Consider the following 19583-nt stretch of genomic DNA (forward strand, 5'->3'; position numbering starts at 1 on the left):
CGTTATTGGCCGCCGGGCGTGATGGGTACTTACTTATTTCTACACTCATCAATAATTCCCGGGACAAGATCAGGCTTCACCCTGACCCGCGGCTCTTTATTAATTGTCATAACCGGCGCCAGCCCGCAGGCTCCCAGGCACCTGACCACCTCAAGGGAAAACATATTGTCGTCGGTAGTATCATGCGGCTTGATTCCCAATTCTTTTTCAAACCGCTCCAATACTTGCGACGATCCCCGCACATAACAGGCGGTACCCTTACAGAGGGAAATCTCATATTCGCCTTTTGGCTTCAATGAAAATAGATGGTAAAACGTAACAACTCCATAAATAGTGCTCAAAGGTACTTTCATTCTGTCAGCAATTATTAGCTGCACATCCTTTGGCACATAGCCGTAATTCTCCTGAACCCAGTACAACACCTCGATTAAATCGTCCTTTTTCCCTTCGTGCCGGGCAATCACTTCTTCCAGTTCAGCCTGCAAATCACATCGGCACTTAGTAACTGCTGATTCCATTTGTTCCCCCTCCTTTTAAACTCCATGATCTTTTTATGGTTTTGTGGTTATTTAAAAAATTCCTTATTCGAGAAAAACCACTGCGACAATTCAAATTTGAATGTTTGTAGAAGCTTATCATCATCATAAGGAATAGTAGCTCCTGATTACCAATTGCCTGCTGCTTGTATAATATTTCACATAACATAAAAACAAAAACACGTCTTTCGGCAAATTGGCCCCGTGTTTTTTATCCTCTAAAGAGTTCCCCAGGAGATTTCACTACTCCATAGCTGCTCAAATTAATATTGTCTTTTCTTGCCGCATATTGCTGTCATGAACAAGGGTCATGAATAAGGTGAAAAAGTTCGTCATTCCTGCCGATTATACATTAATACTTTTTTCAATGATATACATTCCACTAATTGTTGTCAAGCATTATTTCCCAAACAAAACTGCCGCAAATCACGTTTAAGCACTCGTTAGTTTTACACTCGTTAGTTTTACACCTTAACAAATGATAAAAATTCTGCAACCCTTGGGGCAAAACGCTTTGAGGGTATATTTTTTGTATTTTCCTCATTATTATGTATAGGATTAATCATTGTTATTACTTTTTTCCTTTAAAGCCGCCTTCAACATTTCTCCGATATTTTGCGTGATAGAACCCTGATCGCTGTACCGGGCAATTAATTTTTGATTGACCCGGCTGGCGCTTTTAGAACTTTTAAATACGCCAAAGTCGTCTTGTTTTTCCGGTTGTCTGTGTCCGCAAGCCCTGTCCGGACAAACCAGCATCTTTCCTCTTTTGCCGTTCACCAGCAGCATATACTTGCCGCAGAGAGGACATTTGTTTTTGGAAACATTATCGGCTTTATAAACAGAAGTATCCTCAATGACGCTTTTTACCAACTCCAGGGCATTTTGCCTGATGCCGGCCATAAAGTCTTCTTTGCTGTCCTTGCCCCTGGCGATATTAGCCAGTCTCTGCTCCCACTGGGCTGTTAATTCCGGTGTTTTTAAAGCCGGGGAAACCAGGTTGATTAACTGCAATCCTTTGGAAGTGGGAACCAATTCTTTACCCTGCCGCTCAATGTAATTATTGTAAAGCAGCTTTTCGATAATCTCAGCCCGCGTGGCCGGCGTTCCCAACCCGCTTCCTTTCATGGATTCACGCAATTCCTCATCCTCGATAAACTTGCCGGGGTTTTCCATGGCCGTGAGCAGGGTAGCTTCAGTATAACGGGCGGGCGGTTTTGTCTTTGATTTATTTATTTTACAGGTTTTAACCTGCTTTTGCTCACCTTTTTTATGCAAGGCCAGCGTCTGCTCCGGCAGAGCATCGTCACTTGACTCATCCTTCTCCGCCGCCTTGGCGGTCACGGCCCGCCAGCCCGGCTCCTTGACCACCCTGCCGCTGGAGTAAAAATGCTCGCCGTTTACCGCCGTGGTCAGCGTGGTCTGGCCGTAGCGGTAAGGCGGGTATAAAACAGCGATGAACCGCCTGGCAATTAGATCGTAAAGGTTTTTTTCCTCCGCCGACAGGGCCGCAAGCTGCAATGACTGGCCGGTGGGAATAATGGCATGGTGGTCGCCGACTTTACTGTTGTCAACAAAGCGTTTCGTCGGCTGCAACGCTTTTTGCAGCAGCGGCTTGACCAGCGCGGCATAAGGGCCGGCGGCGATGCTTTTTAGCCGGGCCGGCAAGGTTGGCACTATATCCGTGGTGATATAGCGGGAATCTGTCCGCGGATAGGTGACCAGCTTGTGCCGCTCATATAAATCCTGCAGCACGGAGAGGGTTTTTTGCGCTGAAAACCCATACCGTTTATTGGCGTCCCTTTGCAGTTCCGTCAGGTCGTAAGCCAGGGGGGGCGGCTCACTTTTGCTCTCTGTGCGGACTTCTTTGATCACGCCCGCCTGGCCTTTAATTTTATTGACAATTTCTTCCGCCCTTGCCTGGTTGAAAATCCTGTTTTTCCCGGAAGAGTCCCGCCAGTCGCCAAAATAGTCGCCGAAGTCCGCCCGTACAGTCCAGTAGTCCACCGGAACGAATTGTTTTATTTCGTTTTCACGGTTCACAATCATGGCCAGGGTGGGAGTCTGCACCCGGCCGGCGGTCAACTGGGCATTGAACTTGCACGTCAAAGCCCGGGTCACGTTCAACCCGATCAGCCAGTCGGCCTGCGCCCGGCAAACAGCCGCGTCAAATAAATTATTGTAAGCCGCCCCGGCTTTTAAATTGGCGAAACCTTCCTTGATGGCATCGTCTGTCTGGGAAGAAATCCACAAGCGCCTGAACGGCTTCTTCCAGTTGGCCAGAACCATGATCCACCGCGCCACCAGTTCGCCTTCCCGCCCGGCGTCGGTGGCAATCACCAGCTCACCGATGTCTCCTCGCTTCATTAAATTCCTGACTACCTGATACTGGTGGGAAGTTTGCCTGATTACTTTTAATTTCATCCTGGCGGGGAACATCGGCAGGTCGTCCAGGTTCCATTGCTTATACTTGCTGTCATAATCCTCCGGTTCGGCAAGGGTAACCAGGTGGCCCAGCGCCCAAGTCACCACATGCCGCGGTCCCTCCAGATATCCTTTATTCTTACCGGTGCATTTCAACACCCTGGCAATTTCTTTAGCCACGCTGGGTTTTTCGGCCAGAACCAGCGACTTCATAATTATCTCCTCTGTCCTGTTTGCAGTATCTATCATATCATTATAGTACAATTGTTCTTTACAAAAAAGCTTCATAAAACTATTATGTAGTTTGTTCGGCCTTCAGCTTTTCTTCTTACCAAGAATAACGCTTAAATCCACGGTTATGTTGTTTAATCCATAGTCAAGAACCTTTTGAATCTTTTCATCTGCCGCCCCCCACGATAAAGGAGTCATTTTAACAAGGTGCTCTATATTCTCTTTAACCGTCATAGTATATAGTATTTGCCGCACAGCCAGTATCTCAAATTTATCACTAAAGAGTTTGACCACCCTCTCGTTCGAATATGTCTCTTTATCAGTTTGTTTATAAAAAGCGCTTCTTAGTTCTTTCAGATAATTATCCCCCGGCACAATCTTGACGAGTATTCCGTCTTCTTTAATAATCCTGTTAAACTCCGCGTAATTGGAAGGAGATAAAATGTTCAGAATCATATTGAATTGTTTGTCAGTAAAAGGAGTTTTGGCCAAATTAGCGACACACCAAATACTCTCAGGATACTTCCTCGCAGCGATTTGTATCCCCTCTTTGGAAATATCGATACCGACTCCCTGAATATTAGCACCTGTTCCACCACACAAATTACTGATCAGCTGCGCTAAATGAGAACCTTCCCCGCACCCGGCATCCAGTATTTTAATCTTATCAACATATTTATTATGAGCTTTCTCAATAATGAGTTCACTTACCTGTTCCATCATTGGGTCGAAAAAACCACTGTCAAATATAATTCTTCTTGACGCAAACATCTTTTTGTCATAATCAGTCTTGACCGGACTTAGCAAAAAGTTAACATAACCCTTTTTAGATAAATCAAAACAATGCTTATTTAAACAAACTATACTTTTTAAAGCATCAGTCTCCATTCTCTTTCCGCATATAGGACACCTGAACATATCTATGTTTTCTTTAATTTCTATTTTAGCCATAAATACAACTCACTCGTTCTTAGTGAATTCGTTTAGCTTTACGCTAAGTAGATTACTATAATATCTTTGATAATGTTTCCGGGTCGGCGGCGTGGTTTAAAGCTTCCTCTCTGCTGATCATCTTTTTCATGAATATACTGCGCAAGGCCATGTCCAAAGACTGCATTCCATACTTGGCGCCTGTCTGCATTTGGCTGACGATTTGATAGGTCTTGCCTTCACGGATGAGATTGCGAATGGCCGGCGTGGCGACCATAATCTCAATCGCCGCAACCCGGCCGGGCTTGTCAATCCTGGGAATAAGCGTCTGGGCGACAACACCCTGGATGGTATTGCCCAATTGCACCTTGATTTGCTGCTGCCGGTGGGGCGGGAAAACATCAATAATTCTGTCGATAGTCTGGGCCGCGCTGGCAGTATGCAGTGTGCCCAAAACCAAGTGGCCGGTTTCGGCCGCCGTCATGGCAATCCCGATCGTCTCAGGGTCGCGCATTTCACCTACCAGGATGACGTCCGGGTCCTCGCGCATGGCCGCCCGCAGGGCGCTGGCGAATGATCTGGTGTCTCTGCCCACCTCGCGCTGGTTGATCAGGCTTTTCTTATGCCGGTGCACAAACTCGATCGGATCTTCAAGGGTGATGATGTGGCGCCTGCTTTCCTCGTTGATTTGATTAATCATGGAGGCCAAGGTGGTGGATTTGCCGCTGCCGGTAGGACCCGTTACCAGCACCAGCCCCCTCGGCTTGCGGCATAAGGAAGCCAGCACTTCCGGCAGGCCAAGTTCCTGAAAAGATAGAACCTCGGAATTGATCAGGCGCACGGCCAAACCGGCGCTACCCTGTTGCTTGAACGCGTTAACCCGGAACCTGCAAACGCCCGTTATGGCGTAAGAAAAGTCATACTCCCCGGTTTCCTGGAATTTATGATACTGACCTTCAGTCATGATCTGCCGGACTAACAAGTCAGTATCTTCCGGTGTCAGCTTGCGGATTGCTGAAAAATCCGCGCCAAGTCCGCCATGCCACTCCGGCGCGTCAAAAGGCAGCAGCTTTCCGTGCAGACGAAAAGCCGGAGGGCTGTTGACCGTGATATGGACGTCTGAAGCACCTATTCTAAAAGCAAGCGCAAGTATTTCATCAGTGGTCACCATCGGCAGAACCCCAAATACCATTTTATTACCTTATCCCCGGCTAAAATCGCAAACGCTGACCCTAAAGCCAGATAAGGCCCAAAAGGAATGGGCTCCTTCAGCCGGGCCAGTTTTAGCATAAGCATAGTCATACCGGCAACGCTCCCCGCCGCAAAGGCCAAAAACAGCGCAATCAGCAATTGTTTCCAGCCGAGCAGCAGGCCCAACACGGCAGCAAGCTTGATGTCGCCGCCGCCCATGCCGCCGCGCGAGACCAACGCGATGACAAAAAGCAGTGCGCCGCCCGCTAAAAATCCAATAACGCAGGAAAATAGCGCTTCCTTTGATTCAAACATCAGGGGAACGCCAAGAACAAGGCCTGCCAGATTCAACTCGTCAGGTATGATTTTGTACCGCAAGTCAAAAACAGTCGCCGGCACAATTACGGCAAACAACACAACCGGCCGCAGAACACCAAAGGTAATCCCGTACTTAGCCAAAGCCAGGACAAAAAGGAGACCGGTGACTAATTCCACCACCGGATCCTGCCAGGCTATCCGGCGGCCACAGTAGCGGCATTTTCCTTTTAAAAAGAGGTAACTTAAAATAGGAATGAGATCGAAAATCCTCAAACGATACCGGCAATCCGGACAGTGCGAGGGTGGTCGGATAACCGACTTTCCCACCGGCATCCGGCAGATGCAAACGTTAAGGAAGCTGCCAACGGCCGCGCCGGTGATAAAGGCCAACACCCAGCTCAAATACACCAATCGATTACCTCCGCATCCAAGAATACCAGGATCATCCGACCCTGCTATTCATATTTCTTTACCAGCAGGCTGGCGTTCTGTCCTCCGAAGCCGAATGAATTGGACATCGCCACCCGCACTGTCGCCCGCCGGGCGGCATTGGGCACGTAATCCAGGTCGCAGGCCGGGTCGGGATATACATAATTGATTGTCGGCGGGAGCAAATCTTCCCGGACGGCTTTCACACTTGCGATGAGTTCGGTTATTCCGCCGGCGCCCATCAAGTGTCCGGTGGCTCCTTTGGTGGAGCTGACCGGTATCTTGTAGGCCCTGGGACCGAAAACCTCTTTAATGGCCTTTGTCTCCACCTGGTCACCCAAGACCGTTGACGTGCCGTGCGCGTTAATATAGTCCACCTCATCAGCCGAAATACCGGCGTCTTCCAGGGCCTTGCGCATGCAGTGGATCTCTCCGGCGGCATCGGGCGCCGGAACGACAGCATGGTAGCCATCCCCGCAACGGCCATAGCCTGCCAACTCGGCCAGCACATGTGCTTCCCGCCGCGCCGCATGCTCAAGGGTCTCAACGATCAGGGCCCCCGCCCCTTCACCCATGACAAAGCCGTCACGTTGCCTGTCAAATGGGCGGGAAGCCTTCCCAGGCTCATCATTGCGGCAGGACAGCGCCCTTGCCGAGCAAAGCCCGGCAAGCATCAGCAAACAGAACAACGACTCAGCCCCGCCGGCAATCACCACATCGGCTTCACCCCTTTTCAGCATGTGCATGGCAGCCCCCACCGCGTCCGCTCCCGAGGCGCAGGCAGTGGTTACAGTAAGATTGGGACCTTTAATCCCGTAGCGTATCGCCACCTGACCGGAAGCCATGTTGGTTAGAAACTTAGGCACAAAGTGCGGGCCAATGCGTGAACCGTTTAGAAGCCTGGTCTGTTCTCCGGTAACGGTGATAATCCCGCCTATTGCCGTCCCGAACACCACCCCGACCCGAAAAGGATCCTCTCCGTCAAGATCGATCCCGCTGTCTTCAACCGCCATTTGAACAGCCGCCAGGGCAAACTGGATAAAACGGTCACTCTCCCGGACAAGCTTAGCAGGCATAAACGCGTTTGGGACAAAGTTCTTAACCTCCGCCCCGATCTGACACTGTACCGGCGCATGGTCTAAAAGAGTGATTCTTTCTATGCCGCACTCGCCCTTGATCAATCCCTTCCAGTAGGCTTCCGTTCCTATCCCCAGGGGAGTTACCGCCCCCATGCCGGTAATAACTATTCTATCACGCAAAAAGGGTCCCTCCCGTAATTTTTCCCAAGCAACAAGACAACTTTCTAAAAAATGAGAATCCCCTCATGAACTAAATTTCAATTCTTTAATAAAAATAATCCTATTTTTCATTTACTTTAATATTTTACCAAAATATAATATTAAATAAAAGCGCAATGGAGAGGGGATCTATGTCCAGTATCACTTATCACACCAATACTTTCAAGGATCTTTTCGAAAACAACTTCACCTATCTCAACGGTTTTCTGCGAAATGTGGACCGCTTTCCCCAGAAGAATGCTCTCACCTGTCCGATCAGAAAAAAAAGCTGGACTTACTCGCAGCTCGACAGGGAATGCAACAGGCTGGCCCATGCTTTTCTTGACGACGGACTGAAAAAGGGTGAAGTGATTGTCTACCAACTTTTAAATTCAGCTGAATTTATTTTTTGCTACCTGGCGCCGCAGAAAATAGGCGCCGTCAACTGCCCGATCAATTTCCGTCTTTCCCCGGGCGAAACCGCTTATATTCTTGATGAAAGCAAGCCAGCCGTTTATGTTTTCGACGAAGAAATCAGGGACATGGCTGAGAAAGCCCTGCACATGGCCGAACACAAACCGCGCCGGGTGGTGATGGTGGAATTCCGCGGCAACGAAAAACCTTTTGCCGGTTCCCTTACATACGGTGAATACGTCAAAAACCGGCCGGAAGGCGACCCCGGCATTAAACAACCCACCAGCATATACGATGAAACCACCCGTCTGTACACTTCAGGCACCACGGGCATGCCCAAGGGTGTGCCCTTAAACAACCTTAACGAAATATTCACGGCTCACGACGTGATCATGCACTTCCCGCTTAACCCGGCGGACAAGACCATGAATATGAGCCCCTGGTTTCACCGCGGCGGTCTGCATTCCGGCGGCCCCTGCCCCACGCTTTACGTGGGAGGTGAAGTGGTGGTGCTGAGACAATTCAACCCCAGAGCATGCCTGGGACATGTGGAAAACTACGGCATTACCTTCCTAATCGGCGCCCCGCCGATGTTGAAATTGCTGCATGACCTACAGGCCAAAGAGGCAAAGAACTTGCATACAATTAAAGGAATTGTCACCATGGGCGCCCCCCTGGAAAGGGAAGCCTGCATTAAATTCCAAAAAGTACTTACTCCGAATATCTACAACGGCTATGGAACCACGGAAGCCTTCTGGAATACCTTCCTGCGGCCGTTTGACCTGCCGCAGATGGCGGGTTCCGCAGGACGCTCCTGCACCGACGACGAGGCAGCGGTGGTCAAGGTCTATCCGGACCGGAGGGCTGAACCGGACGACTACGCGGCGAAAGACGGTAAAGAAGTCGGTGAAATAATCATCAAGTCGCACGCTAAGTGCTCTTACAGCTACTTTAACAGTCCGGCCGAGGAAGAAAGGGTTTTTTACAAGGGATGGATATACATCGGCGACCTGGGAACCTGGAACGAGGACAATTACATCACTGTGGTGGGAAGAAAAGACGACATGATCATCTGCGCGGGAGAAAACATTCACCCGGTGCAGGTGGAAGAAGTACTCAACGGACACCCCAAGGTGAAGGAATCTGTTGTCGTCGGTGTGCCCGACAGGACGCGCGGTGAAGCAGTCGCGGCTTATGTTGTCAAGAATGACCCTTCACTCACTGCCAAGGAACTGGACCAGTACTGCCGCAACCATCTTATGCTGGCGCAATTTAAGAAGCCCAGGTACTACCGGTTTGTGGAAGAGCTGCCGTACACGGCGACAGGGAAGAAAATCCATTACAAGGTCAAGGAAAAGACCGCGGAAGACAGGGAAAAGGGGTTGTTGGAGAGAGTCTGACAAGACAAAGTCAGAAGTTCTCAGGCCTCTTTCAACAACCGCTTCATAATTTTGCCGGTAGAGTTTTTCGGCATTTCATCGATAAACTTGATATATCTCGGCACCTTATAGGAAGCCATATTTTTCTTGCAAAAGTCAATTAGATCCGCTTCACTTAGCTGCCCGTCTTTCTTCAATACAACGAAGGCCACGGGCACTTCGCCCCTGTCCGGGTCTTTTTCGCCTATTACAGCGCATTCCAGAATTTTGTCATTCTGGTAAAGGATCTTTTCCACTTCCCTGGGGTAAACATTATAACCTCCATTCAAGATCAGATCCTTCTTGCGGTCGACAATATAGTAATAGCCTTCTTCGTCGCGGCAGCCAAGGTCGCCGGTACAGAAATAACCGTCCTTGAAAGCATCCTTTGTGGCGCCGGGCCTCTCCCAGTAACCTCTGAAGACTCCCGGCCCCTTTACCAGGATTTCCCCCACTTCGCCCACCGGCAGTTCGTTGCCTTGTTCGTCTGCGATTTTTAGCGAATATCCCGGCGCGGCCGGCCCGATTGAGCCGATTTTACTGTGCCCGAGTCTGTTATAAGTCACCGTGGCGCAGGTTTCCGTAGAACCATAGAACTCACATAACCCAGGGCCGAATGTTTGCTCAATTTTATTAAAAAGCTCCGGCGGCATGGAGTATCCCGCCGTTTGTTTATAACGCCATGCGGTAAGATCATATTTTTTCGGGGAATAGGAATTCAGCATAAAAATATACATGGTCGGAACACCGGCAAAGTGGGTGACCCGGTAGCGGGAGAGTAGCTCAAGAGCCTTGTCCGGATTAAAGCGTGACATGCTTAGCACAGCGGCTCCGGTGTAAAACGGCCCCAGCAAGGTAACCGTAATAAAGATATGACAGTAAGGCGCGGCTGTCATAAATACATCTTGCTCATTCAACAGCAGCGCGGCGCTGTTTAAAGCCGCTTTAGTCATGAAGTTTTTATGGGAAAGCATAACTCCCTTGGGCTGTCCGGTGGTTCCAGAGGTGTAAAGCATGGCTGCCACGTCATCATCATGGCAATCCTCGCCCGTTAATATGTCGGAATTTTCCGAAATATTAGCATAAAAGTCGACTGCTCCTGCCACTGTTTCCCCCAGGGTCACGATCTTTTCCACTGAAGGAATGGTCTCAAGAATGTTTAATATATTTTGCTTAACCTCCCGCGCGGCCCCGACAACCAGTTTAACCCGGGCATCGTTCAAAATATAGGAGATTTCGCCGCTCTTATAAAGGATATTGAACGGCAGCGCTATTGCCCCAATTCTCATTACTCCAAAAAAGGTTATCAGCCATTCGGGACAATTGGGCAGGTAAATACCCACCCGATCCCCTTTTTCAACTCCCATTTTTTTTAAGCTGTTACCTAACCGGCTGACCATCCGGTTAAATTCCCGCCAGGTCAATTCGCGCCCGTCATCCCCACAAATCACGGCATTACGGTTAGGATACCGGTTGGCGTTTATTGTTATCAAATCTGAAATATTCATAAAATGCCGTCCTCCCTTTGATAAGAGTACCTTGGAACATTTATCAAAGTATACGCGCGCTATTTTAAAGTCCAATTATTTATTCTAGTTTGAATATTTATTTCCTTCAAATCATTCAAAATAATTCTACGAGTCTAATCGCCCCGGGTTCGGTCAAACTCGGCGTTTTGCTCAGCATAATTTCCAAGCTTGATGAAAAAAAGAGGGTGATTTTACAATCGCCCTCTAAATTAAGGGAGGATGTTAACTTTTAGAGAGTTATCTGTTTATTACTCCCTGTAAAGCTATTCACGCTTATCCCAAATTTTTTTGCTATATTCACAAGCGAAAATGCTTTATAAGTTCTTCCGTAGATTTTCACCGCTTTTTCTTTACTATGAAATTTTTTGAGTCACGGTTTCCAATATTTCCGCCAGATCATAAATCCTAACCGCCTTGTCCTGACCCGCCTGCTTCACCTTGATCCCGTCATTCATCATGGTCATGCAGAAAGGACAGGCCGTGCATAACACCTCCGCGCCGGCTGCAAAAACCTGCTCCGCCCTCATATGGTTTACCCTGGTGCCTTCCTCTTCCATCCAGGCGCCGCCGCCACCGCCGCCGCAGCAAAAACTTCTGCCCCTGTTCCTCTGCATCTCAATTAGTTTTAAACCGCTAATATTTTGCAGAATTTTCCGCGGAATATCAAAAATATCGTTGTACCGGCCCAGGTAGCAGGGATCATGATAAGTTACCGTCTCCGTGAAAGCGCTTGCTATGACGAGCTTCTTTTCTTCTAACAATTTAGCCAGATATTCAGTGTGATGATATATTTCATAATTCTTGCTGAATGCACTATCTGTCTGCGGGTACTCGTTTTTAAAGGCATTGTAGCAGTGCGGGCATGTTGTTACGATGGTTTTAACCTTATGCTTTTTAAATAGGTTTATATTATCCCGGACCAGGCCGTCATACAGAAATTCGTTCCCCAGGCGCCGGGCCGGATCCCCGCAGCAATTTTCTTTTTCTCCTAATATCCCGAACCGCACCCCGGAGCGTTTGAGCAGTGCGGCAAACGCCTGGGCTATCTTCATGCTGCGGTCGTCGAGGGCCGCCGTACAGCCAACCCAGAAAAGGATCTCTTTGTTGTTTTCCTTGACCAGGTCTTCGGCCCAAGAACCGCGAAACCAGCTTGAGCGCGAGGCCATTGTGCCTTTATAAGGGTGGCCCCTGTCCTCCAGACAGCGGATGGCGTTGTCCACGCCGCTGGGATAGGAAGCCTCTTCCATCGCCAGATAGCGGCGCAGGTTGATATTTTTAGGCACGTGTTCGATCATCACCGGGCAAATATACTGGCACGCGCCGCAGGTTTTACACGACCACAATTCTTCTTCCGCCACAGCACTGCCGATCAGGCTGCTTTCCACCAGGCGCCCGGTCTCCCCGCCTGACTCGTTCTGTTCCGCGTAAGCGTGAGCTATGCCGGGGCTGCTTTCTTTCCCGCACTCCAGCAAGTGTTCTTTCATATTATTAATAAACCGCTTTGATGAAAGGGGTGCATTGCTCAGATAAGCGGGGCAGTTGTCCTGGCAGCGGCCGCACTGGGTGCAGGTCAGCAGGTCCAACAGGTGCTTCCAGCTGAAATCTGTAATTTTTCTTACCCCCAGAGTCGCCTGCTCATCCTCGAAATCAAGCGGCTGAAGCATTTTTCCCATGGGATTGAGGGAGCGGAAAAATGTATTGAAGGGACAGGCGATTAAATGCATGTGTTTGGAGTAAGGAATAAAGACCAAAAAAGCAAGAATGATTAAAACATGCGCCCACCAAAAAATATAATACAGTAAGTTTAAAGTAGCCAGGCTCCAGCCTTGTTTGCCCAGGAAGTACGAGACAACCGCCGTTACCGGCGCCGCTGCCGAAGCCGCCGGGTGAGCGGCCGCCCTTAACCCGTTTGCGATAAAAAGGGTCAGGACCACCCCGGTGATCAGCGATAAAATAATGGCCGCGTCAAGGTTGCGCTCAAGCCGGTCCGGTTTGACCACATAGCGGCGCCAGGCCGCCATAAGAACACCGGCCAGCACTAAAACCGCGAATAAATCCTGAATCAGGTAAAAAGCCGGGTAATGACCCAATAAAGGCAAAACGAATCCAGGATACAATCCTTCTCCGAAAAACTGCAGTTCACCCAGGGCGAGAACTAAGAAACCCCAGAAGATGAGCACGTGCAGCAGCCCGGGATATGCTTCATCCAATACTTTTTTCTGGCCGAGCACGTAAACAAATAATGATTTCACCCGCTCACCAATTTGGTCGAACCGGTTTTCGGGCTGGCCCAAACGCAGGATTAGATAGCGTTGCCGTATAGCCATGGCGAAAAGCCCGATAGCTCCAGCTAAAATAATAATAAAAACAATTATGCCGGGCAGTCCCATATCGACTCCTCCCTCTCTCCAATATTATGCAAACGGCCCCGTGCAAGAGGCCGTTATGCATATTCCGTCAACCTAAGCCATTTCTTTTACTTTTTCGATCAGCGGCGGCAGAACTTCTTTGTAGTCGCCGACCACCCCAAGCCTGGCCGCCCCAAAAATCGGCGCCTCGGGATCGGTATTAACAGCCACGATGACCTTGGAGCCGGAGCACCCGGCCAGGTGCTGGCAGGCCCCTGAGATACCCACCGCCAGGTAAATGTCCGGCGCGACGATCTTGCCGGTTTGCCCCACTTGTTTGGAACTGCTGACCCAGCCGCTGTCTACCGCTACCCGGCTGGCGCCGACAGCGCCTCCGAGCAGGCCGGCCAGTTCTTCCAGCAGGGCGAAGTTTTCCGGCCCGCCGAGCCCCTGCCCCCCGGATACCACCACCCTGGCATCCTCCAGGCGGACGCCTGCCGTTTGCTCCTCCACCCGCTCAATTAATTTAAAAGGGTTGGGAGGAATGGCGGGCGGCTTGACCTGGATTGTTTCCGCTGCCGCTTGCTCCGGCCGGGCGGGTTCAAAACTGCGCCGGCGCAGGGCGACCACAGCCGGGGCGTCACTCATCGCCACCTGCGCCATCGCCTTGCCGCCGAACACCGGCTTGGTAAAGACAATGGAGCCGGTTTCTTTATCCGCGTTAAAGCTCAGACAGTCGACAAGAGCCGTCCTGCCCAACCGCTTGGCCAGCCTGGGCGCCATTTCGCGTCCTGGCGCGTTGGTTACGAACAGGACCACTGCCGGTTCGCACTCCCGGCACACCGCTTCCAGCGCGGCCAGGTATCCTTCGCAGTAATACTGTGCCAGAGCGGCGTCTTGCACCGCATATATTTTGCTTGCCCCGTATTCCCCGGCTGCCGCGCCTATCGCGCCGGTTTCCGCGCCGATTACCGCGGCTGCCAGCACCGCTCCCAGTTCTGCAGCGATGCTTTTACCGGCGCCGAGAGCCTCCAGGCTGTCCCGGGACAGGCTTCCTTGATCGAATAAACAGGTCAGCACTAAGGACATTTTTCTTCCCCCAATCTTACCGCTAGTCATGTACGTGCAAAAGTCCTACAAAACTTTTAGCTCCAACAGCCGCTTGAATAAATTGTCTGCTTTTTCCACGCCGTCTTCGCCTGGTATGATCTCACAGTTAACCTCTTTGACCGGAATCTCCAGACTCGCCAACTCTAAGCGGCCGCCTTGCGGTGCCACGTTAATCTGCTCAACTTTTTTACGCATGGCCGCCATGGTGTCCTTTACCTTGGCTATGCGAAGAACGTTTGTCTCGTGGTTGGTAACAACCGCCACAAGAGGCGCGTTTCCTTCAAGCACTTCATATCCTTCGTCGAGTTCACACTTTAGAACCAGCCCGCCGGACCCGGGCTCAATGCCTGTCACCAGATTGGCGCCCGGCCAGCCCAGTTCTTCCGCCAGGATCAACCCTACCTGGCCGCCGTCCCAGTCGCCGGCCTGCCGTCCGCAGAGCACCAGGTCCGCGCCCAGCTCCCTGGCCGCGCCCGCAAGCAGGCCGGCTACAATACCGCCGGAGAGCTTACTGTCTTGCTCCAGCGGCACCCGGACAGCCCGGTCCGCTTTCACGGCCAGGGCCTTGCGCAGGACATCCTCGGCGCCCTCCGGACCAACTGTTACCGCGGTCACAGTCGCCCCGGCCATTTTTTCCCGCAATTGCAGCCCTACTTCCAGCGCGTTCTGGTCAAACGAACTCATCACCAGGGGCACGCCTTCAGCGGCGGGGGTCATTTCTCCTTTCTCCAGCCGGAAATCCCGCGGCGGCAGTTCCGGATCGAGTATTTGTTTCAAACAGACCATGATTTGCACCTTTTATCCCTCCCCGCTATTAAAAACCGCGGCCCAACAGGCTCCGGGCGATCACTATGCGCTGGATCTCGTTTGTTCCTTCGTAAATCTGCTGAATCTTGGCATCCCGGAACATCCTCTCCACCGGGTACTCCTTGCTGTAACCGTAGCCGCCCAGTATCTGGATGGCTTCCGTGGTAACGTACATCGCCGCGTCGGAGGCGAAAGCCTTGGCCATGGCTGAATATTTACCCCGGTCATGGGCCTTGCGGTCGTACTTGTCTGCCGCCACATAAGTCAGGTAGCGCGCTGCTTGTGTTTTCATCTCCATATCGGCAAGCTTCATCTGGATGGCCTGGAACTTGCCGATGGGGCTGCCGAACTGCACGCGGTCACGCGCGTACTGCACCGCGTAGTCAAGGGCGCCCTGAGCTATGCCAATGGCCTGGGCCGCTACTTCCGACCTTGTTTTATCAAGCACCTGCATGGCAATTTTAAACCCGTCCCCCTCGGCACCCAGCAGATTTTCCTTGGGAACCCGCATGTTGTCAAAGAATAACTCCGCCGTCGGCGTGCCTTTGACACCCAATTTATGCTCTAAATTGCGGACAACCAGGCCTTCTCCCTTTTCCACCGCGAAACAAGACAATTTTTTTTCTCCGGTGTTCTTATCTACTACTTTGGCAAAAACCGTAAGAATATCGGCAATATTGCCAAAAGTAATGAAACGTTTGGTGCCGTTGATTATATATTCATCTCCATCCAGCACAGCGGTACTCTGCATGCCTCCCACGTCGGAACCGGCATTTGGCTCGGTAAGACCGTAGGCGCACATCTTTTCTCCGCTGGCCAAGCCGGGCAGGAACCGTTGTTTTTGTTCTTCCGTCCCGGCAAGGATAATAGCTACCGAACCAAGGCACTGGCCACTCGGGATCATGGCCACGCTGGCACTGACTTTGGCTATTTCCTCTATCGCGATAGCCATGGGAAGCACTTTGCCGCCTGTCCCGCCATACTCCTCCGGGAAAGGCATGGCCAGTATCTCGTGTTCCGCCAGGGCTTCCTTGATATCCCAGGGAAACTCATCCTGCTCGTCAATTTCCGCAGCCCGGGGAGCCACTTTTTCCTGCACCAGATCCCGCACCATTTCTTTTAAAAACAACAGTTCCTTATCAAGTTCAAAGTTCAAGTCCTCACCCCTTCAGCCTGTTATTGTTTTCACCCGCAAAAAACTGATAAAAATTTTTCAGGCTTTTTCAAAAGCATAAAAAACTCTTTCCTGAAGGTTAATCGCACCTTTCTTACCGTCAACCGGCAGCGGATCTACCGGGTAGACAACCAGTTTTACTTCGTCGCCCTCCTTCAGTTCACCCATTTTGCAGTTCATCACCCGCGCGAAAACCGTCAGTTGATCGTCCAGTTTAATCATGGCGTGAATCAAAGGGGTTTCAAACCCTACCGGCACTCCCACCTCTTCTTCCGTCACTATCAGAACCCGGCCTTTGAGCGGCAGATCGACCCACTCCAGGTTTTCAGACAAGCATTCGGGGCAGACCACCCTGGGCGGGAATGCCCGGGTGCCGCAATCACGGCAGCTGGTGGTAGTGAACCGCCCTTCTTTGAGATTGTCGTAAAACGGGTAAATCCGGGTCATTTCCTTGCTTTGCAGCGGCCACATGTCCATTGTCACAGAATATTTTCCTTCAACTATACTCATTACGCCAGATCCCTCCCGTAAATTAATACCGTGTGCGCGGCGATGAAACCGCTCAGGTTATGCGTAAGGCCAATCCGGGCTCCTTCCACCTGGCGCACCGCGTCGCCTCTCAGCTGGTGCATGATTTCAATCCCCTGGCGAATGCCCGTCGCGCCAAAGGGGTGCCCGCAGGACAGCAAGCCGCCGTCCGTGTTGATCGGCACTTGCCCGCCGAAGTCGGATTGGCCTGCCTGGACGAAGGGACCGCCCTCGCCTTTTTCACAAAAACCGAGGTCTTCAGTTTCGATAATTTCCGAGATGGTAAAGCAGTCGTGGGTTTGCGCGACATTAACGTCTTTGGCCGTGACGCCGGCTTTGGCATAAGCTTGTTTGGCCGCGATTTTCAAGGACTCCCAGGTCGACCAGTTGGCCATATTGGCGGACATGTTGTGCAGGGTGGCCTGCCCGGTGCCTCTGATGTATACAAGCGGCTTGTCGGTTAAATATTTGGCTTTTTCTTCCGCCGCCAGGATAATTGCCGCGGCCCCGTCGGTGACCGGACAGCAATCGAAAAGCTTCATGGGACGTACGATGGCCCTGGCGTTCATAGCCTGCTCCAGGGTGATCGCCTCCTGGTATTGACCCTTCTTATTATTCAGGCCGTTGCGGCGGTTCTTCACCGATACCATGGCCAGTTGCTCTTCAGTGGTGCCGTACAGCTTCATATGCTCTTGAGCTACCGCGGAAAATACCGGCGGCGGCAGGCCCAGCCCCTGCGTGCCGTCCCAGTCATGGTCCACGGAAGCAAGTTCGCTGTAGTTGACTTCCCACCGCTGGGGGGTGAACAGCTTTTCACCGCCGATGACCATCACCACGTCGGCCTTCCCGCTCCTGATCATCGCATCGGCAAGAATAATGCCGCTGCTGCCGGTGGCGCACAGCAGTTCCACCCGGCAACAAATATTAACAGGTTTGATCCCAAGACTCTCAGCCACTACCGGAGCCAGGTGGGTTTGGAAGGAACAGCGCTCAGTATAGGCCGAACCAACAATCAACCCGTCAACATCCTTATTGGTAATTGCCGGATTTTCCGCAAAAGCGGCTTTACCGGCCTCCTGGAACATATCCCGCTCGCTGGCCTGGCGCATTCCCCACACTGACTGTCCGCCGGCCACTACACAAACGTTTCTCATACAGTCTCCTCCAGTCTTGACCTTGTATTATTTATTGTTATCACTACTTGCCCGTAAAAACAGGCTTGCGCTTTTCCATGAAGGCACCGATTCCTTCCCGGCGGTCATCGCTGGCAAATGCCAGGATGAAATTTTTCGTCTCAAAATCCAGTGCTTCGGACAAGCTCATATTCAGCCCTGAATTTACGGAATTCTTTATTACACCCAGCGCGTGCGCAGACTTCACCGCCAGCTTCCCGGCCAGGGTTTTCGCCTCCCGCGCCAGTTCGGCCGCCGGGACCACTTTGCTGACCAAGCCGTATTGACCGGCCTGATTGGCGTCGATCATTTCTCCCAGGAAGAGCAGTTCCTTCGCCCGGGCGACTCCAAGCAGGCGGGGCAACCGCTGCGTGGCGCCGCCGCCGGGAATAATCCCCAGATTAATCTCCGGCAGGGCAAATTTGGCTGTCTCCGCCGCCAGCCGGAAATCGCAGGTCAGGGCCAGCTCGCAGCCGCCGCCAAGCGCCAGTCCGTTCACAGCGGCTATGGTCGGCTTGCTCATATTTTCAATCGAGCCGAAAGCTTTTCTGGCCGTCTTGCAGAATTGATAAGCGCCAACCGGAGTCAGGTCCTTCATTTCACTTATGTCGACGCCGGCCGCGAACGCTTTGTCTCCGGACCCGGTGATAACTACCACCCGGACGGCAGGGTCCGCGTCAAGCTCAGCCGCGGCTTGCGCGAGTTCCTGAAAGAGCCGGGTGCTCAAAGCGTTGACCGGCGGCCTGTTTAAAGATATGGTGGCTGTTCCTTCCTCAATTTGCAGAGCGATAGTCTCATACATAACCATTAGCTCCTTATTTATCTTTTGATTTAATAGTTGTACCATCCCGCGCCTGTCTTGCGGCCCAGCCGGCCGGCGCGAATCAGTTCCTTGAGAGGCAGGGGAGGATTCCAGCGCCTGTCTTTAAACTCATCGGTGAAGTAATTGGCGACGTGATAACCGATATCAACCCCGGTAAAATCCTGTAATTCAAAAGGACCCATGGGATAGTTCAAACCCGCCTTGACCGCGATATCGATATCTTCCGGTGTCGCCACTCCTTCTTCAACCAGCTTGATTGCTTCAATGAATTGAGCCATCATGACCCGGTTAACCACAAAACCCGGTGAATCTTTTTTCACCACAATCGGTTTTTTACCGAATTTAACCGTTACGTCAGTAAGAATCTTGACAGTATCATCACTGGTGGAATAACCCCTGATTATTTCGACTAATTTCATTATCGGCGCGGGGTTAAAGAAATGCAGACCCGCAACCTGCTCCGGCCGCTTGGTGGAAGACGCGATTTGCGTTATGGACATTGATGAGGTGTTGGTCGTTAACAAGGCTTCCGGCTTGCAGACCTGGTCAAGCTGGGAAAAACTATCTTTTTTAACCTGCAGGTCTTCGATTATAGCCTCAATAACCATGTCAACATCGCCAAATTCATCGACACCGGTCGTCCGGGCAATCCTGCCCAGCACCGCGTCTTTCTGTTCAGCGGTTATTTTGCCTTTCTCCACACTTTTGCTCAAGAAGTTGCCCATCCACCCAAGCGCCTTATCGACAAAAGCTAAATCAATATCACTTAATACGACATCATACCCGGCCTGTGCGGCCACCAAGGCAATGCCTCCGCCCATGGCGCCCGCTCCCAATACACCTACCTTTTTAACCTCCATGCCGATCATCCCTTCCTAAATATATTATTTAACTTCTGATCATCAGAAGCTGAGAACATATGGT

The 19583-nt window shown here is 51.3% G+C and carries 16 protein-coding genes; 1 reads left to right on the top strand and 15 read right to left on the bottom strand.

Annotated features, from left to right (window positions below; genetic code table 11):
• Positions 1–29 precede the first annotated feature (29 nt).
• The 6 genes from L9W92_RS04020 to fabF form a co-directional block, all read right to left on the bottom strand.
• Positions 30–518, bottom strand: a complete 489-nt coding sequence (locus L9W92_RS04020; RefSeq protein WP_240082461.1) for an NADH-quinone oxidoreductase subunit NuoE family protein — start codon at positions 516–518, stop codon at positions 30–32.
• Positions 519–1094: 576 nt separating this feature from the next.
• Positions 1095–3173 (bottom strand): DNA topoisomerase III, encoded by a 2079-nt coding sequence (locus L9W92_RS04025; RefSeq protein WP_240082462.1) that lies wholly within the window; start codon positions 3171–3173, stop codon positions 1095–1097.
• A gap of 102 nt (positions 3174–3275) precedes the next feature.
• Complete coding sequence (locus L9W92_RS04030) at positions 3276–4142, bottom strand: putative RNA methyltransferase (protein WP_240082463.1); 867 nt, start codon at positions 4140–4142, stop codon at positions 3276–3278.
• A gap of 55 nt (positions 4143–4197) precedes the next feature.
• Positions 4198–5292: a type IV pilus twitching motility protein PilT gene (locus L9W92_RS04035; RefSeq protein ID WP_248285850.1), complete on the bottom strand. Its 1095-nt coding sequence runs from the start codon at positions 5290–5292 to the stop codon at positions 4198–4200.
• Entirely contained in the window at positions 5286–6038 is a 753-nt protein-coding gene (locus L9W92_RS04040) for a prepilin peptidase (RefSeq protein WP_240082526.1), read from the bottom strand. Before L9W92_RS04040 ends, L9W92_RS04035 begins: the two co-directional genes overlap by 7 nt.
• Positions 6039–6085: 47 nt before the next feature.
• A complete protein-coding gene (gene fabF / locus L9W92_RS04045; RefSeq protein ID WP_240082464.1) occupies positions 6086–7318 on the bottom strand; it encodes a beta-ketoacyl-ACP synthase II in 1233 nt (410 codons plus the stop codon).
• A 170-nt stretch (positions 7319–7488) separates the two neighbouring features.
• Here fabF and L9W92_RS04050 point away from each other — a divergent pair, with 170 nt between their 5' ends.
• Complete coding sequence (locus L9W92_RS04050; protein WP_240082465.1) at positions 7489–9150, top strand: class I adenylate-forming enzyme family protein; 1662 nt, start codon at positions 7489–7491, stop codon at positions 9148–9150.
• A 20-nt stretch (positions 9151–9170) separates the two neighbouring features.
• On the opposite strand, the gene L9W92_RS04055 is transcribed toward L9W92_RS04050, so the two are convergent.
• From L9W92_RS04055 to L9W92_RS04095, 9 genes are all read right to left on the bottom strand, one after another.
• Entirely contained in the window at positions 9171–10676 is a 1506-nt protein-coding gene (locus L9W92_RS04055; protein WP_240082466.1) for a class I adenylate-forming enzyme family protein, read from the bottom strand.
• A 374-nt stretch (positions 10677–11050) separates the two neighbouring features.
• Positions 11051–13087, bottom strand: coding sequence for a heterodisulfide reductase-related iron-sulfur binding cluster (locus L9W92_RS04060; protein ID WP_240082467.1), 2037 nt, complete (start codon positions 13085–13087; stop codon positions 11051–11053).
• A 72-nt stretch (positions 13088–13159) separates the two neighbouring features.
• Positions 13160–14134: an electron transfer flavoprotein subunit alpha/FixB family protein gene (locus tag L9W92_RS04065; protein WP_240082468.1), complete on the bottom strand. Its 975-nt coding sequence runs from the start codon at positions 14132–14134 to the stop codon at positions 13160–13162.
• Between the two features lie 45 nt (positions 14135–14179).
• Positions 14180–14941, bottom strand: coding sequence for an electron transfer flavoprotein subunit beta/FixA family protein (locus L9W92_RS04070; protein ID WP_240082527.1), 762 nt, complete (start codon positions 14939–14941; stop codon positions 14180–14182).
• Between the two features lie 28 nt (positions 14942–14969).
• Complete coding sequence (locus tag L9W92_RS04075) at positions 14970–16118, bottom strand: acyl-CoA dehydrogenase family protein (RefSeq protein ID WP_240082469.1); 1149 nt, start codon at positions 16116–16118, stop codon at positions 14970–14972.
• Positions 16119–16175: 57 nt separating this feature from the next.
• Positions 16176–16646, bottom strand: a complete 471-nt coding sequence (locus L9W92_RS04080; protein ID WP_240082470.1) for a Zn-ribbon domain-containing OB-fold protein — start codon at positions 16644–16646, stop codon at positions 16176–16178.
• Complete coding sequence (locus L9W92_RS04085; protein WP_240082471.1) at positions 16646–17818, bottom strand: thiolase family protein; 1173 nt, start codon at positions 17816–17818, stop codon at positions 16646–16648. The genes L9W92_RS04080 and L9W92_RS04085 overlap by 1 nt, the downstream gene beginning before the upstream one ends.
• Positions 17819–17861: 43 nt before the next feature.
• Positions 17862–18638: an enoyl-CoA hydratase/isomerase family protein gene (locus L9W92_RS04090; protein WP_240082472.1), complete on the bottom strand. Its 777-nt coding sequence runs from the start codon at positions 18636–18638 to the stop codon at positions 17862–17864.
• Positions 18639–18667: 29 nt separating this feature from the next.
• Complete coding sequence (locus L9W92_RS04095) at positions 18668–19519, bottom strand: 3-hydroxyacyl-CoA dehydrogenase family protein (RefSeq protein ID WP_240082473.1); 852 nt, start codon at positions 19517–19519, stop codon at positions 18668–18670.
• Between the last annotated feature and the right edge of the window lie 64 nt (positions 19520–19583).

The organism is Pelotomaculum terephthalicicum JT, assembly GCF_022410535.1.
GTDB classification, from domain to species: domain Bacteria; phylum Bacillota; class Desulfotomaculia; order Desulfotomaculales; family Pelotomaculaceae; genus Pelotomaculum_D; species Pelotomaculum_D terephthalicicum.

Coding starts and splice junctions, on each gene's coding strand:
- L9W92_RS04020 (WP_240082461.1), bottom strand. CDS start 518: ATGGAATCAGCAGTTACTAAGTGCCGATGTGATTTGCAGGCTGAACTG.
- L9W92_RS04025 (WP_240082462.1), bottom strand. CDS start 3,173: ATGAAGTCGCTGGTTCTGGCCGAAAAACCCAGCGTGGCTAAAGAAATT.
- L9W92_RS04030 (WP_240082463.1), bottom strand. CDS start 4,142: ATGGCTAAAATAGAAATTAAAGAAAACATAGATATGTTCAGGTGTCCT.
- L9W92_RS04035 (WP_248285850.1), bottom strand. CDS start 5,292: ATGGTGACCACTGATGAAATACTTGCGCTTGCTTTTAGAATAGGTGCT.
- L9W92_RS04050 (WP_240082465.1), top strand. CDS start 7,489: ATGTCCAGTATCACTTATCACACCAATACTTTCAAGGATCTTTTCGAA.
- L9W92_RS04055 (WP_240082466.1), bottom strand. CDS start 10,676: ATGAATATTTCAGATTTGATAACAATAAACGCCAACCGGTATCCTAAC.
- L9W92_RS04060 (WP_240082467.1), bottom strand. CDS start 13,087: ATGGGACTGCCCGGCATAATTGTTTTTATTATTATTTTAGCTGGAGCT.
- L9W92_RS04065 (WP_240082468.1), bottom strand. CDS start 14,134: ATGTCCTTAGTGCTGACCTGTTTATTCGATCAAGGAAGCCTGTCCCGG.
- L9W92_RS04070 (WP_240082527.1), bottom strand. CDS start 14,941: ATGGTCTGTTTGAAACAAATACTCGATCCGGAACTGCCGCCGCGGGAT.
- L9W92_RS04080 (WP_240082470.1), bottom strand. CDS start 16,646: ATGAGTATAGTTGAAGGAAAATATTCTGTGACAATGGACATGTGGCCG.
- L9W92_RS04085 (WP_240082471.1), bottom strand. CDS start 17,818: ATGAGAAACGTTTGTGTAGTGGCCGGCGGACAGTCAGTGTGGGGAATG.
- L9W92_RS04090 (WP_240082472.1), bottom strand. CDS start 18,638: ATGTATGAGACTATCGCTCTGCAAATTGAGGAAGGAACAGCCACCATA.
- L9W92_RS04095 (WP_240082473.1), bottom strand. CDS start 19,519: ATGGAGGTTAAAAAGGTAGGTGTATTGGGAGCGGGCGCCATGGGCGGA.